This is a genomic window from Escherichia sp. MOD1-EC5990 (genome assembly GCF_002965285.1).
Taxonomy (GTDB): domain Bacteria; phylum Pseudomonadota; class Gammaproteobacteria; order Enterobacterales; family Enterobacteriaceae; genus Escherichia; species Escherichia coli_F.
This window is the reverse complement of record NZ_PTRV01000009.1, coordinates 111,040-126,056: the sequence shown is the minus strand read 5'-3', so window position 1 is coordinate 126,056 and position 15,017 is coordinate 111,040. Positions and strand designations below refer to the sequence as shown.

At 50.9% G+C, this 15,017-nt stretch carries 12 protein-coding genes; 10 read left to right on the top strand and 2 right to left on the bottom strand.

What is annotated here, in order from left to right; all coding sequences use genetic code 11:
* Nucleotides 1–30 precede the first annotated feature (30 nt).
* From dcuB to BEB42_RS12895, 3 genes are all read left to right on the top strand, one after another.
* Entirely contained in the window at nucleotides 31–1,371 is a 1,341-nt protein-coding gene (gene dcuB / locus BEB42_RS12905; protein ID WP_000899522.1) for an anaerobic C4-dicarboxylate transporter DcuB, read from the top strand.
* A gap of 77 nt (nucleotides 1,372–1,448) precedes the next feature.
* Nucleotides 1,449–3,095 carry a class I fumarate hydratase gene (fumB, locus tag BEB42_RS12900; protein ID WP_000066710.1) on the top strand — a complete coding sequence of 549 codons (1,647 nt, stop codon included), beginning with the start codon at nucleotides 1,449–1,451 and terminating at the stop codon, nucleotides 3,093–3,095.
* Between the two features lie 122 nt (nucleotides 3,096–3,217).
* Entirely contained in the window at nucleotides 3,218–3,868 is a 651-nt protein-coding gene (locus tag BEB42_RS12895; protein ID WP_000198767.1) for a DUF2238 domain-containing protein, read from the top strand.
* Here BEB42_RS12895 and melA read toward each other — a convergent pair.
* On the bottom strand, nucleotides 3,865–5,220 hold the full coding sequence (gene melA, locus BEB42_RS12890; protein WP_032304332.1) for an alpha-galactosidase: 1,356 nt from the start codon (nucleotides 5,218–5,220) through the stop codon (nucleotides 3,865–3,867). The two genes, BEB42_RS12895 and melA, sit on opposite strands and share 4 nt — an antisense overlap.
* A gap of 258 nt (nucleotides 5,221–5,478) precedes the next feature.
* Here melA and melR point away from each other — a divergent pair, with 258 nt between their 5' ends.
* The 7 genes from melR to pmrB all read left to right on the top strand — a co-directional run bounded on the left by melR (nucleotide 5,479) and on the right by pmrB (nucleotide 14,949).
* A complete protein-coding gene (gene melR / locus BEB42_RS12880) occupies nucleotides 5,479–6,411 on the top strand; it encodes a transcriptional regulator MelR (RefSeq protein ID WP_255756424.1) in 933 nt (310 codons plus the stop codon).
* Between the two features lie 198 nt (nucleotides 6,412–6,609).
* Nucleotides 6,610–8,877 carry an arginine decarboxylase gene (gene adiA, locus BEB42_RS12875; RefSeq protein WP_105267414.1) on the top strand — a complete coding sequence of 756 codons (2,268 nt, stop codon included), beginning with the start codon at nucleotides 6,610–6,612 and terminating at the stop codon, nucleotides 8,875–8,877.
* A gap of 323 nt (nucleotides 8,878–9,200) precedes the next feature.
* Nucleotides 9,201–9,962, top strand: a complete 762-nt coding sequence (gene adiY, locus BEB42_RS12870) for a DNA-binding transcriptional activator AdiY (protein WP_001217059.1) — start codon at nucleotides 9,201–9,203, stop codon at nucleotides 9,960–9,962.
* A 136-nt stretch (nucleotides 9,963–10,098) separates the two neighbouring features.
* Nucleotides 10,099–11,436 carry an arginine/agmatine antiporter gene (gene adiC, locus BEB42_RS12865; RefSeq protein ID WP_000093154.1) on the top strand — a complete coding sequence of 446 codons (1,338 nt, stop codon included), beginning with the start codon at nucleotides 10,099–10,101 and terminating at the stop codon, nucleotides 11,434–11,436.
* A gap of 103 nt (nucleotides 11,437–11,539) precedes the next feature.
* On the top strand, nucleotides 11,540–13,183 hold the full coding sequence (gene eptA / locus BEB42_RS12860) for a phosphoethanolamine transferase EptA (protein ID WP_088541536.1): 1,644 nt from the start codon (nucleotides 11,540–11,542) through the stop codon (nucleotides 13,181–13,183).
* A complete protein-coding gene (basR, locus tag BEB42_RS12855; RefSeq protein WP_103253816.1) occupies nucleotides 13,180–13,848 on the top strand; it encodes a two-component system response regulator BasR in 669 nt (222 codons plus the stop codon). The genes eptA and basR overlap by 4 nt, the downstream gene beginning before the upstream one ends.
* Entirely contained in the window at nucleotides 13,849–14,949 is a 1,101-nt protein-coding gene (gene pmrB / locus BEB42_RS12850) for a two-component system sensor histidine kinase PmrB (protein WP_001052127.1), read from the top strand. It begins immediately after the preceding gene.
* Here the strand turns inward: pmrB and pmrR are convergent.
* On the bottom strand, nucleotides 14,925–15,014 hold the full coding sequence (gene pmrR, locus BEB42_RS12845; RefSeq protein ID WP_000797657.1) for an LpxT activity modulator PmrR: 90 nt from the start codon (nucleotides 15,012–15,014) through the stop codon (nucleotides 14,925–14,927). The two genes, pmrB and pmrR, sit on opposite strands and share 25 nt — an antisense overlap.
* Nucleotides 15,015–15,017 lie beyond the last annotated feature (3 nt).

Below are 15,017 nucleotides of genomic sequence, written 5' to 3'. Positions count from 1 at the left end.
TTTAAATAGGATTATCGCGAGGGTTTACACATGTTATTTACTATCCAACTTATCATAATACTGATATGTCTGTTTTATGGTGCCAGAAAGGGCGGTATCGCGCTGGGTTTATTAGGCGGTATCGGCCTGGTCATTCTGGTCTTTGTCTTCCACCTTCAGCCAGGTAAACCACCGGTTGATGTCATGCTGGTTATCATTGCGGTGGTGGCGGCATCGGCGACCTTGCAAGCTTCGGGCGGTCTTGATGTCATGCTGCAAATTGCCGAGAAGCTGCTGCGCCGTAACCCGAAATATGTCTCCATTGTCGCGCCGTTTGTGACCTGTACGCTGACCATTCTTTGCGGTACGGGTCATGTGGTTTACACCATTCTGCCGATCATCTACGACGTTGCTATTAAGAACAACATCCGTCCGGAACGTCCGATGGCGGCAAGTTCTATCGGTGCACAGATGGGGATTATCGCAAGCCCAGTGTCGGTTGCGGTTGTATCTCTGGTTGCGATGCTGGGTAATGTCACCTTTGATGGTCGCCATCTTGAGTTCCTCGACCTGCTGGCAATCACCATTCCATCGACGTTAATCGGTATCCTGGCGATCGGTATCTTCAGCTGGTTCCGCGGTAAAGATCTGGATAAAGATGAAGAGTTCCAGAAATTCATCTCCGTACCGGAAAACCGTGAGTATGTTTACGGTGATACCGCGACGCTGCTGGATAAAAAACTGCCGAAAAGCAACTGGCTAGCAATGTGGATCTTCCTCGGGGCAATCGCTGTAGTTGCACTTCTTGGTGCTGATTCGGACCTGCGTCCATCCTTCGGTGGCAAACCGCTGTCGATGGTACTGGTTATTCAGATGTTTATGCTGCTAACCGGGGCGCTGATTATTATCCTGACCAAAACCAATCCCGCGTCTATCTCAAAAAACGAAGTCTTCCGTTCCGGTATGATCGCCATCGTGGCGGTGTACGGTATCGCATGGATGGCGGAAACCATGTTCGGTGCGCATATGTCTGAAATTCAGGGCGTACTGGGTGAAATGGTGAAAGAGTATCCGTGGGCCTATGCCATTGTTCTGCTGCTGGTTTCCAAGTTTGTAAACTCTCAGGCCGCGGCGCTAGCGGCGATTGTTCCGGTCGCGCTGGCGATCGGCGTTGACCCGGCATACATCGTGGCTTCAGCACCGGCTTGCTATGGTTATTACATCCTGCCGACTTATCCGAGCGACCTGGCAGCGATTCAGTTTGACCGTTCCGGCACCACCCACATCGGTCGCTTCGTCATCAACCACAGCTTTATTCTGCCGGGGTTGATTGGTGTGAGCGTATCGTGCGTCTTCGGCTGGATCTTCGCTGCGATGTACGGGTTCTTATAAATGCACTTTGCGTGCCGCCCGTGACTGCGCGGCACGCCATTTTCGAATAACAAATACAGAGTTATAGGCTGGAAGCTATGTCAAACAAACCCTTTATCTACCAGGCACCTTTCCCGATGGGGAAAGACAATACCGAATACTATCTACTCACGTCCGATTACGTTAGCGTTGCCGACTTCGACGGCGAAACCATCCTGAAAGTGGAACCAGAAGCCCTGACCTTGCTGGCGCAGCAAGCCTTTCACGACGCTTCTTTCATGCTCCGCCCGGCACACCAGAAACAGGTCGCGGCTATTCTTCAAGATCCAGAAGCCAGCGAAAACGACAAGTACGTGGCGCTGCAATTCTTAAGAAACTCAGAAATCGCCGCCAAAGGCGTGCTGCCGACCTGCCAGGACACCGGCACCGCGATCATCGTCGGTAAAAAAGGTCAGCGCGTGTGGACCGGTGGCGGCGATGAAGAAGCGCTGTCGAAAGGTGTCTATAACACCTATATCGAAGATAACCTGCGTTACTCACAAAACGCGCCGCTGGACATGTACAAAGAGGTCAACACCGGCACGAACCTGCCTGCGCAAATCGACCTGTACGCGGTAGATGGCGACGAATACAAATTCCTCTGCGTCGCCAAAGGCGGTGGCTCTGCCAATAAAACGTATCTCTACCAGGAAACCAAAGCTTTGCTGACTCCCGGCAAACTGAAAAACTTCCTCGTCGAGAAAATGCGTACACTCGGTACTGCAGCCTGCCCGCCGTACCATATCGCGTTTGTGATTGGCGGTACGTCTGCGGAAACCAACCTGAAAACCGTCAAGTTAGCAAGCGCTCACTATTACGATGAACTGCCGACCGAAGGGAACGAACATGGTCAGGCGTTCCGCGATGTCCAGCTGGAACAGGAACTGCTGGAAGAGGCCCAGAAACTCGGCCTTGGCGCGCAGTTTGGCGGTAAATACTTCGCGCACGACATCCGCGTGATCCGTCTGCCACGTCACGGCGCATCCTGCCCGGTAGGTATGGGCGTCTCCTGCTCCGCTGACCGTAACATTAAAGCGAAAATCAACCGCGAAGGTATCTGGATCGAAAAACTGGAACACAATCCAGGCCAGTACATTCCACAAGAACTGCGTCAGGCCGGTGAAGGCGAAGCGGTGAAAGTCGACCTTAACCGCCCGATGAAAGAGATCCTCGCCCAGCTTTCGCAATACCCGGTATCCACCCGCTTGTCGCTCACCGGCACTATTATCGTGGGTCGCGATATTGCACATGCCAAGCTGAAAGAGCTGATTGACGCCGGTAAAGAACTGCCGCAGTACATCAAAGATCACCCGATCTACTACGCGGGTCCGGCGAAAACGCCTGCCGGTTATCCATCAGGTTCACTTGGCCCAACCACCGCAGGTCGTATGGACTCCTACGTGGATCTGCTGCAATCCCACGGCGGCAGCATGATCATGCTGGCGAAAGGTAACCGCAGTCAGCAGGTTACCGACGCGTGTCATAAACACGGCGGCTTCTACCTCGGTAGTATCGGCGGCCCGGCGGCGGTACTGGCGCAGCAGAGCATCAAGCATCTGGAATGCGTCGCTTATCCGGAGCTGGGTATGGAAGCTATCTGGAAAATCGAAGTAGAAGATTTCCCGGCGTTTATCCTGGTCGATGACAAAGGCAACGACTTCTTCCAGCAAATCGTCAACAAACAGTGCGCGAACTGCACTAAGTAACCTCTTCGGCCCAGCGCCTGGCAGCATGCTGCCAGGTGATCCCCCTGGGCCACCTCTTTTGCGATTGTAATTTCACGCTTGCTGGTGAATAGTCAGTATTTTCCCTGACTTGCGAACTCACCATGACCCGCACACTCAAGCCGTTAATTCTTAACACCGGCGCACTGGCGCTAACGTTAATCCTGATTTATACCGGCATTTCGGCCAATGACAAACTCACCTGGCTGATGGAAGTGACACCGGTGATTATTGTCGTGCCGCTACTGCTTGCCACCGCCAGACGTTATCCGTTAACGCCGCTGCTCTATACGCTCATTTTCTTTCACGCCATCATCCTGATGGTCGGCGGACAATACACCTACGCGAAAGTCCCCGTTGGTTTTGAGGTGCAGGAATGGCTGGGGTTGAGTCGTAATCCGTATGACAAGCTGGGGCACTTTTTCCAGGGGCTGGTGCCTGCACTGGTGGCACGAGAAATTCTCGTTCGCGGGATGTACGTGCGCGGACGTAAAATGGTGGCGTTCCTGGTCTGCTGCGTGGCGCTGGCGATAAGCGCGATGTATGAATTAATCGAGTGGTGGGCAGCGCTGGCAATGGGTCAGGGAGCGGATGATTTTCTCGGTACCCAGGGCGACCAATGGGACACACAATCCGATATGTTCTGCGCGCTGCTTGGCGCATTAACGACGGTGATATTCCTTGCTCGCTTTCATTGCCGCCAGCTACGGCGCTATGGCTTAATCACCAGAGCGCCGGAAGCGATTACCTCTTAACGGTGCAACCAGCCTGGCAGCCAGTCGCCGTGGGCGGCAATCAGGTCGTCAACAAGAGCATATATTTCGTCAATGCCCAGCACGGCGGCAGTATGCGGGTCCATCATCGCGGCGTGGTAAACACGGTCGCGATTTTCTGTGAGAATGGCTTCCGTCAGCAGCGTCTGTACGTTGATATTGGTTTGCATCAGGGCGGCCAGATGCGAAGGTAGCGTACCGACTTTGGTCGGCTGAATGCCATTAGCATCAACTAAACAGGCCACTTCCACACAACATCCTTGTGGCAGGTTATCAATCAATCCATCGTTACGGACGTTGCCGTAAATCACACTCGGCTCGCCAGTCCAGATAGCGTTCATGATTGTGCTGGCATATTCCCGTGACGGTTTAATATCAATCCGGGAGGCGTTCTTATACTCCTCCAGCTCTTTATGCCAGTTTGCCAATTGTTCGACGCAGCGTTTCGGGTACTCATCCAGCGGCACTTTATAACGCTCAATCAAATCCTCACGACCAGGCTTAATAAACCACGGTGTGTATTCAGCAAAATGTTCTGACGATTCCGTGACGAAGTAGCCCAGCTTTTTGAACATTTCGTAGCGCACAATATTCTGGCAGCGTGTATTGCCATGAATATTCGGCTTCGGTGCCTGCCCTGCTTCATAAGCCGCCAGCAGTTCCGGGTAGAGATTCACGTAACTGCCGTCGGCGGTTTTGCGCTCCAGTTCCAGGTAAAACGCCATATGGTTGATACCCGCACAACGGTAACGCAGCGTAGCCGGGTCGATATTGAGGTCACGCGCCAGCTCTTCCGCCGTTCCCTGCACCGAATGGCACAGCCCTACCTGTTTGATATGCGGATAACGGGCATACATCGCCCAGGTATTCATCGCCATTGGGTTAACATAGTTGAGCATGGTGGCATCGGGGCAGATTTCCGTCATGTCCTCGCAAATTTGCCACAGGTGAGGAATGGTACGTAGCGCGCGCATAATACCGCCCGGCCCCAACGTATCGGCAATGGTTTGTTCCAGACCGTGGCGCTTACAGACCTCAAAATCAGTCACCGTGCAAGGTTCATAACCGCCAATCTGAAATGCCACCACGACAAAATCGGCATCCTGTAAGGCTTCTTTCTGTTGGGTGTGGCAGGTGATTTTGCCGCTGGCCCCTGCTGAATCCATCAACTTGCGCACCACAATATGCGACTCTTCCAGGCGGGTGGGATCAATGTCCATCAGGGCAATATGCGCCGTTTTCAGCGCCTCGCGATGGAACACATCACCAAGAATATTTTTAACGAAAATCGTCGAACCAGCGCCGATAAATGTAATTTTGGGTGCAGACATCATGCAGATCTCCTGGCTTGCTTGAATAACTTCATCATGGCAGGCGAATCTGCAGAAAACCTCCGGCTTCCAGGCTGAGCATTCCCATAAACTCAGATCCTGTGTGAAGCATCAGAAAATCTGAATTTATGGGAATAAATTAGCTGAAAAGCAGAGTTTTCGGCCTCATGGTACTCGGATGATCCCTTCGCCCCTCAGGCAAGAGGGCGAAAACCGTGCTCCCACTCGCAGTCATCCTCCCTCACTCCTGCCATAATTCTGATATTCCAGGAAAGAGAGTCATCCATGAATACAGATACGTTTATGTGCAGCAGCGACGAAAAACAGACCCGCAGCCCGCTGTCGCTGTATTCGGAATACCAGCGGATGGAGATTGAGTTTCGCGCACCGCATATCATGCCCACCAGCCACTGGCATGGTCAGGTCGAAGTGAATGTGCCTTTCGATGGCGATGTGGAATACCTGATCAACAATGAAAAAGTGAGTATCAATCAGGGACATATCACGCTGTTCTGGGCCTGTACACCGCACCAACTAACAGATACCGGAACCTGTCAGAGCATGGCGATTTTTAATCTGCCGATGCATCTGTTTCTCTCCTGGCCGCTGGATAAAGACCTGATTAACCACGTCACTCACGGCATGGTGATCAAATCACTGGCGACACAGCAACTTAGCCCGTTTGAAGTGCGCCGCTGGCAGCAGGAATTGAACAGTCCGAACGAGCAAATTCGCCAGCTCGCCATTGATGAAATTGGCCTGATGCTCAAGCGATTTAGCCTCTCTGGCTGGGAACCGATTCTGGTCAATAAAACCTCGCGCACACACAAAAACAGCGTCTCGCGCCATGCGCAATTTTATGTCAGCCAGATGCTGGGCTTTATTGCCGAAAACTATGATCAGGCGCTGACCATCAACGATGTGGCTGAGCACGTCAAACTTAACGCCAACTATGCAATGGGGATATTCCAGCGGGTCATGCAATTGACGATGAAACAGTACATTACCGCGATGCGCATCAACCACGTTCGCGCGTTACTGAGCGATACCGATAAAAGTATTCTCGATATTGCCCTGACGGCAGGCTTTCGTTCGAGTAGCCGTTTTTACAGCACGTTCGGCAAATATGTCGGCATGTCACCGCAACAATACCGCAAACTTAGCCAACAGCGCCGCCAGACGTTTCCCGGCTAAAGACGATATCAGTATCAGCCAAAAAAATAGTTTAGCCGTCGATAATAAGCAGTGAAAATAAATCAAAATAATCACATAACATATTGTTTATAAAAATGAATATTTAAAAAATGTTTGTTTTTCATGCGCTTTACAGCCCGAAAAGGCCGGAAGATACTTGCCCGCAACGAAGATTCCTTCATAACCGGGTAAGCAATGATGAAAGTATTAATTGTTGAAAGCGAGTTTCTCCATCAGGACACCTGGGTCGGTAACGCCGTTGAGCGTCTGGCAGATGCTTTAAGCCAGCAAAATGTTACCGTGATTAAATCCACCTCCTTTGATGATGGCTTTGCCATTCTCTCTTCAAACGAAGCCATTGACTGCCTGATGTTCAGCTATCAAATGGAACATCCGGACGAACATCAAAACGTCAGACAATTGATCGGTAAGCTTCATGAGCGCCAACAAAACGTGCCGGTCTTCCTGTTGGGCGATCGGGAAAAAGCCCTCGCCGCAATAGACCGAGATCTGCTGGAGCTTGTCGATGAATTCGCCTGGATTCTGGAAGATACCGCCGACTTTATCGCCGGACGCGCCGTTGCCGCAATGACCCGCTACCGCCAGCAGCTGTTGCCGCCACTGTTCAGCGCGCTGATGAAATATAGCGACATCCATGAATATTCCTGGGCAGCGCCAGGCCACCAGGGCGGCGTTGGCTTTACCAAAACACCCGCCGGACGTTTCTACCATGACTACTATGGTGAAAATCTGTTCCGCACCGACATGGGCATCGAACGGACTTCCCTCGGTTCTTTGCTTGACCATACTGGCGCATTTGGCGAAAGCGAAAAATATGCCGCACGCGTATTTGGTGCCGATCGCTCCTGGTCGGTAGTCGTCGGTACTTCCGGCTCTAACCGTACCATCATGCAGGCTTGCATGACCGATAACGATGTAGTGGTCGTTGACCGTAACTGCCATAAATCCATCGAACAAGGCTTGATGCTGACAGGCGCGAAACCGGTCTACATGGTGCCAAGCCGCAACCGCTACGGCATTATCGGGCCAATTTATCCGCAGGAAATGCAACCTGAAACCTTGCAGAAGAAAATCAGTGAAAGCCCGCTGACCAAAGACAAAGTCGGGCAAAAACCGTCTTACTGCGTGGTGACCAACTGCACCTATGACGGCGTGTGTTATAACGCTAAAGAAGCGCAGGATCTGCTGGAAAAAACTTCCGATCGTCTGCACTTTGACGAAGCCTGGTACGGCTATGCACGTTTCAACCCGATCTATGCCGATCACTATGCCATGCGCGGTGAACCTGGCGATCACAACGGTCCTACCGTTTTCGCCACCCACTCAACCCACAAACTGCTGAATGCGCTGTCACAGGCCTCTTACATTCATGTGCGTGAAGGTCGTGGGGCGATTAACTTCTCCCGCTTCAACCAGGCATACATGATGCATGCCACCACATCCCCGCTGTATGCCATCTGTGCATCTAACGACGTGGCGGTGTCGATGATGGACGGCAACAGCGGCCTGTCACTGACCCAGGAAGTGATCGACGAAGCGGTTGATTTCCGTCAAGCGATGGCACGGCTGTATAAAGAGTTCACCCATGACGGTAGCTGGTTCTTCAAACCGTGGAACAAAGAAGTGGTCACCGATCCACAAACCGGCAAAACCTACGACTTTGCTGACGCGCCAACCAAACTGCTGACCACCGTTCAGGACTGCTGGGTAATGCATCCGGGCGAAAGCTGGCACGGCTTCAAAGATATTCCGGATAACTGGAGTATGCTCGACCCAATTAAAGTCAGCATTCTCGCACCGGGAATGGGTGAAGATGGTGAACTGGAAGAAACCGGTGTTCCGGCGGCGCTGGTCACTGCCTGGCTTGGTCGCCACGGCATTGTGCCTACCCGCACCACTGACTTCCAAATTATGTTCCTGTTCTCTATGGGCGTAACCCGTGGGAAATGGGGAACTCTGGTTAACACCCTTTGCTCCTTCAAACGCCACTACGACGCCAACACACCGCTGGCGCAGGTGATGCCGGAACTTGTTGAACAATATCCTGACACTTACTCGAATATGGGGATTCACGATCTGGGTGACACCATGTTTGCCTGGCTAAAAGAAAATAACCCTGGCGCACGGTTGAACGAAGCCTATTCCGGCCTGCCGGTGGCGGAAATCACCCCGCGTGAAGCGTACAACGCAATTGTCGATAACAATGTCGAACTGGTATCCATTGAAAATCTGCCTGGACGCATCGCGGCAAACTCAGTTATCCCGTATCCGCCAGGAATCCCGATGCTACTGTCTGGTGAAAACTTCGGCGATAAAAACAGTCCACAGGTAAGTTATTTACGCTCCCTGCAATCCTGGGACCATCATTTCCCTGGATTTGAACACGAAACTGAAGGGACTGAAATTATTGACGGTATTTACCACGTCATGTGTGTGAAAGCGTAACCACTATTCCGCTGAAGGCGTAATTGTTAAATAACATTACGCCGCCTGGCTTGAGGCCTTTTTAGTATGGCAACGTTTTCATAAAAATTGCTGCAAACAAAAATGTCATACTTTTTGCGCGGTCCCACCCCGCGCTTTTTTTCGCCTGTTATTTATCCTGTAAAAAAATATGTACATGAGAAATTACTATAAAAATTTGTAATATTAGTAAAACTCGTTATTTTTATGCATGTTTATATTCATCATACAATTATATAACCATTTCCCGGTATCGCTTTGCTTTAGCGAGAACTGGTCTTTTATTCGCACTCAGGAGTACATGTATGAGGATTTGCAGCGACCAACCTTGTATTGTTTTATTGACTGAAAAAGATGTCTGGATAAGGGTGAATGGGAAAGAACCTATTAGCCTTAAAGCTAACCATATGGCGTTATTAAATTGTGAAAATAATATTATCGACGTCTCCTCTCTTAATAACACTTTGGTTGCTCATATTAGTCACGACATCATCAAAGATTACCTCCGGTTTCTGAATAAAGATCTCTCGCAAATACCAGTATGGCAACGTAGTGCTACGCCCATCCTCACCCTGCCATGCCTGACGCCAGACGTCTTTCGCGTTGCCGCGCAACATAGCATGATGCCCGCTGAAACTGAGTCAGAAAAGGAACGAACACGTGCATTATTATTCACTGTGCTATCCCGTTTTCTCGACAGTAAAAAATTCCTTTCATTAATGATGTATATGTTACGTAATTGTGTAAGTGACAGCGTTTATCAAATTATTGAAAGCGATATCCACAAAGACTGGAATCTTAGTATGGTAGCCAGTTGTTTATGTCTTAGCCCAAGTCTGTTAAAGAAAAAGCTGAAAAGCGAAAACACCAGTTATAGCCAAATAATCACCACCTGCCGCATGCGTTATGCCGTCAATGAATTAATGATGGACGGTAAAAATATCTCTCAGGTCTCACAGTCGTGTGGCTACAACAGTACGTCGTACTTTATTTCTGTCTTTAAAGACTTCTACGGTATGACGCCTCTGCATTATGTTAGTCAGCACAGAGAGCGCACTGTCGCCTGATTTTTAACCTTAACGAAGAGCTATATTAATAACGGCATCAGCGATAACCCGGTCGATAATAATTCAACTATCGAATGCAGGCGTATGATATGACGTAATTTATTGTCACGAAGCTCGCCTTCGCAGGAGTTTAATTATGTCTTCGGATGCTGATGCTCACAAAGTGGGCTTAATCCCCGTCACCCTGATGGTGTCGGGGAATATTATGGGGTCAGGTGTTTTTCTGTTACCTGCAAACCTGGCCTCCACTGGCGGGATTGCCATTTATGGATGGTTGGTGACGATTATCGGTGCGCTGGGGCTCTCGATGGTATACGCCAAAATGTCGTTCCTCGACCCAAGTCCTGGTGGTTCTTACGCTTACGCCCGCCGCTGCTTTGGCCCGTTTCTCGGTTATCAAACCAACGTCCTCTACTGGCTGGCCTGCTGGATCGGCAATATCGCCATGGTGGTCATTGGCGTAGGATATTTAAGTTACTTCTTCCCGATTCTGAAAGATCCACTGGTATTAACCATCACCTGCGTCGTGGTGCTGTGGATCTTCGTCCTGCTAAACATTGTCGGTCCGAAAATGATCACCCGCGTGCAGGCCGTTGCCACCGTGCTGGCACTGATCCCCATCGTCGGGATTGCCGTATTTGGCTGGTTCTGGTTCCGTGGTGAAACCTATATGGCGGCATGGAACGTCAGCGGCCTGGGCACCTTCGGCGCGATTCAAAGTACCCTTAACGTTACGCTGTGGTCGTTCATCGGTGTGGAAAGTGCCTCCGTTGCCGCAGGTGTGGTGAAAAACCCGAAACGCAACGTCCCTATCGCCACCATTGGTGGGGTATTGATTGCCGCCGTTTGCTATGTACTTTCTACCACCGCGATTATGGGGATGATCCCTAATGCCGCACTGCGCGTTTCTGCTTCGCCATTCGGTGATGCCGCACGGATGGCGCTGGGTGACACCGCCGGGGCCATTGTTTCTTTCTGCGCAGCTGCGGGTTGCTTAGGTTCACTGGGCGGCTGGACATTGCTGGCGGGTCAAACGGCGAAAGCCGCTGCCGATGACGGGCTGTTCCCACCGATTTTTGCTCGTGTAAACAAAGCGGGTACGCCAGTGGCGGGGCTGATTATCGTCGGAATTTTGATGACCATCTTCCAGCTCAGCAGCATTTCGCCAAACGCGACCAAAGAATTCGGTCTGGTTTCTTCCGTGTCGGTCATCTTTACACTGGTGCCATATCTTTACACCTGTGCGGCGTTACTGCTGCTCGGCCACGGCCACTTTGGTAAAGCACGCCCGGCATATCTGGCTGTTACTACCATTGCCTTCCTCTACTGCATCTGGGCCGTAGTAGGGTCCGGCGCGAAAGAGGTTATGTGGTCATTTGTCACCCTGATGGTCATCACCGCCATGTATGCGCTGAATTACAACCGGCTGCATAAAAACCCGTATCCCTTAGATGCACCAATAAGCAAAGATTAATTCCCCTTAATCCAGCAAACATAAAAGCCAACCTTAAGAACTTAAGGTTGGCTTAATTTTGCTTTGCGAGCATATGCGCACTTTGTTCGATGGAAACACCGTGATGTTGAAGCGCCTACTAAAAAGACCCTCTTTGAATTTACTCGCCTGGCTATTGTTGGCCGCTTTTTATATCTCTATCTGCCTGAATATTGCCTTTTTTAAACAGGTGTTGCAGGCGCTGCCGCTGGACTCGCTGCATAACGTACTGGTTTTCTTGTCGATGCCGGTCGTCGCTTTCAGCGTGATTAATATTGTCCTGACACTAAGCTCTTTCTTATGGCTTAATCGACCGCTGGCCTGCCTGTTTATTCTGGTTGGCGCGGCTGCACAATATTTCATAATGACTTACGGCATCGTCATCGACCGCTCGATGATTGCCAATATTATTGATACCACCCCAGCAGAAAGTTATGCGCTGATGACACCGCAAATGTTATTAACGCTGGGACTCAGCGGCGTACTTGCTGCGCTAATTGCCTGCTGGATTAAAATCAAACCGGCCACCTCGCGCCTGCGCAGTGTTCTTTTCCGTGGAGCCAATATTCTGGTTTCTGTGCTCCTGATTCTGCTGGTCGCCGCACTGTTTTATAAAGACTACGCCTCGCTGTTTCGCAACAACAAAGAGCTGGTGAAGTCCTTAAGCCCCTCTAACAGCATTGTTGCCAGCTGGTCATGGTACTCCCATCAGCGACTGGCAAATCTGCCGCTGGTGCGAATTGGTGAAGACGCGCACCGCAACCCGTTAATGCAGAACGAGAAACGTAAAAATTTGACCATTTTGATTGTCGGCGAAACCTCGCGGGCGGAGAACTTCTCCCTCAACGGATACCCGCGTGAAACGAACCCGCGGCTGGCGAAAGATAACGTGGTCTATTTCCCCAATACTGCGTCTTGCGGCACGGCAACGGCAGTTTCAGTACCATGCATGTTCTCGGATATGCCGCGTGAGCATTACAAAGAAGAACTGGCACAACATCAGGAAGGCGTGCTGGATATCATTCAGCGGGCGGGCATAAACGTGCTGTGGAATGACAACGATGGTGGCTGCAAAGGTGCCTGCGATCGCGTGCCTCACCAGAACGTCACTGCGCTGAACCTGCCTGGTCAGTGTATCAACGGCGAATGTTATGACGAAGTGCTTTTCCACGGGCTGGAAGAGTACATCAATAACCTGCAAGGTGATGGCGTAATTGTCTTACACACCATCGGCAGTCACGGCCCGACCTATTACAATCGCTATCCGCCACAGTTCAGGAAATTTACCCCTACCTGCGACACCAACGAGATCCAGACCTGTACCCAAGAGCAACTGGTAAACACTTACGACAATACGCTGGTCTACGTCGACTATATTGTTGATAAAGCAATTAATCTACTGAAAGAACATCAGGATAAATTTACCACCAGCCTGGTTTATCTTTCTGACCACGGTGAATCGTTAGGTGAAAATGGCATCTATCTGCACGGTCTGCCTTATGCCATCGCCCCGGATAGCCAAAAACAGGTGCCGATGCTGCTGTGGCTGTCTGAGGATTATCAAAAACGGTATCAGGTTGACCAAAGTTGCCTACAGAAACAGGCGCAAACGCAACACTATTCACAAGACAATTTATTCTCCACGCTATTGGGATTAACTGGCGTTGAGACGAAGTATTACCAGGCTGCGGATGATATTCTGCAAACTTGCAGGAGAGTGAGTGAATGAAAATTCTGATTGTTGAAGACGATACGCTGTTATTGCAGGGATTGATTCTGGCGGCGCAAACCGAAGGCTACGCGTGCGATGGCGTGACAACCGCGCGGATGGCGGAACAAAGCCTTGAGACCGGTCATTACAGCCTGGTGGTACTGGATTTAGGGTTACCCGACGAAGATGGGCTGCATTTTCTCGCCCGAATCCGGCAGAAAAAATACACCCTGCCGGTGTTAATTCTCACCGCCCGCGATACCCTTACCGACAAAATCGCCGGGCTGGATGTCGGTGCCGATGACTACCTGGTAAAGCCTTTTGCGCTGGAAGAGTTACATGCCCGTATCCGCGCCCTGCTACGACGCCATAATAATCAGGGCGAAAGTGAGTTGATTGTTGGCAATCTGACGCTGAATATGGGGCGCCGTCAGGTATGGATGGGCAGTGAAGAGTTGATTCTGACGCCCAAAGAATATGCTCTGCTATCACGGTTAATGCTTAAAGCAGGCAGTCCGGTGCATCGGGAAATTCTCTACAACGACATCTATAACTGGGACAACGAACCCTCGACCAACACTCTTGAAGTGCATATCCACAATCTGCGCGACAAAGTGGGCAAAGCCCGTATCCGCACCGTGCGCGGCTTTGGCTATATGCTGGTCGCGAATGAGGAAAACTAATTGAATCTGATGCGTTTTCTGCGCCGACCAATATCGCTGCGCCAACGGCTGATATTGACCATTGGGGCCATTTTGTTGGTGTTTGAGTTGATCAGCGTCTTCTGGCTATGGCATGAAAGTACCGAGCAGATTCAGCTGTTTGAGCAGGCGTTACGCGACAATCGCAATAACGATCGCCACATCATGCGTGAGATCCGCGAGGCGGTCGCCAGCCTGATTGTCCCTGGCGTCTTTATGGTCAGCCTGACGCTATTTATCTGCTATCAGGCGGTACGCCGCATCACCCGCCCGCTGGCGGAGCTGCAAAAAGAGCTGGAAGCGCGCACCGCCGACAACTTAACGCCCATTGCCATTCACAGCGCCACCCTCGAAATCGAAGCGGTGGTTTCAGCGTTAAACGATCTGGTCAGTCGCCTGACCAACACGCTGGATAACGAAAGGTTGTTTACCGCTGACGTCGCGCACGAACTGCGAACGCCACTGGCGGGGGTGCGTTTGCATCTGGAACTGCTGGCGAAAACGCATCACATTGATGTAGCACCGTTAGTGGCACGACTTGATCAGATGATGGAGAGTGTCTCCCAGCTACTGCAACTGGCGCGTGCCGGACAGTCATTTTCTTCCGGTAATTATCAACATGTAAAACTGCTGGAAGATGTCATTCTCCCCTCGTATGACGAACTCAGTACCATGCTCGACCAGCGCCAGCAAACCCTGCTATTGCCAGAGAGCGCCGCCGACATCACCGTTCAGGGTGATGCAACCCTGCTGCGGATGTTATTGCGAAACCTGGTAGAAAACGCCCATCGTTACAGCCCGCAAGGCAGCAACATTATGATTAAGCTGCAAGAAGATGGCGGAGCGGTCATGGCCGTTGAAGATGAAGGACCGGGTATTGATGAGAGTAAATGCGGGGAGTTGAGTAAAGCGTTTGTACGTATGGACAGCCGTTATGGCGGGATTGGTCTGGGGTTAAGTATTGTCAGCCGCATTACACAGTTGCATCACGGGCAGTTTTTCCTGCAAAACCGGCAAGAGACTTCTGGCACACGGGCCTGGATACGGCTGAAAAAAGATCAGTACGTGGCAAACCAGATATAAAGAAAGCTGCTGACCACCAGCACGCTGAACACGGTAGTTAAACTTTCATAAACACGGTTTTTCATTGC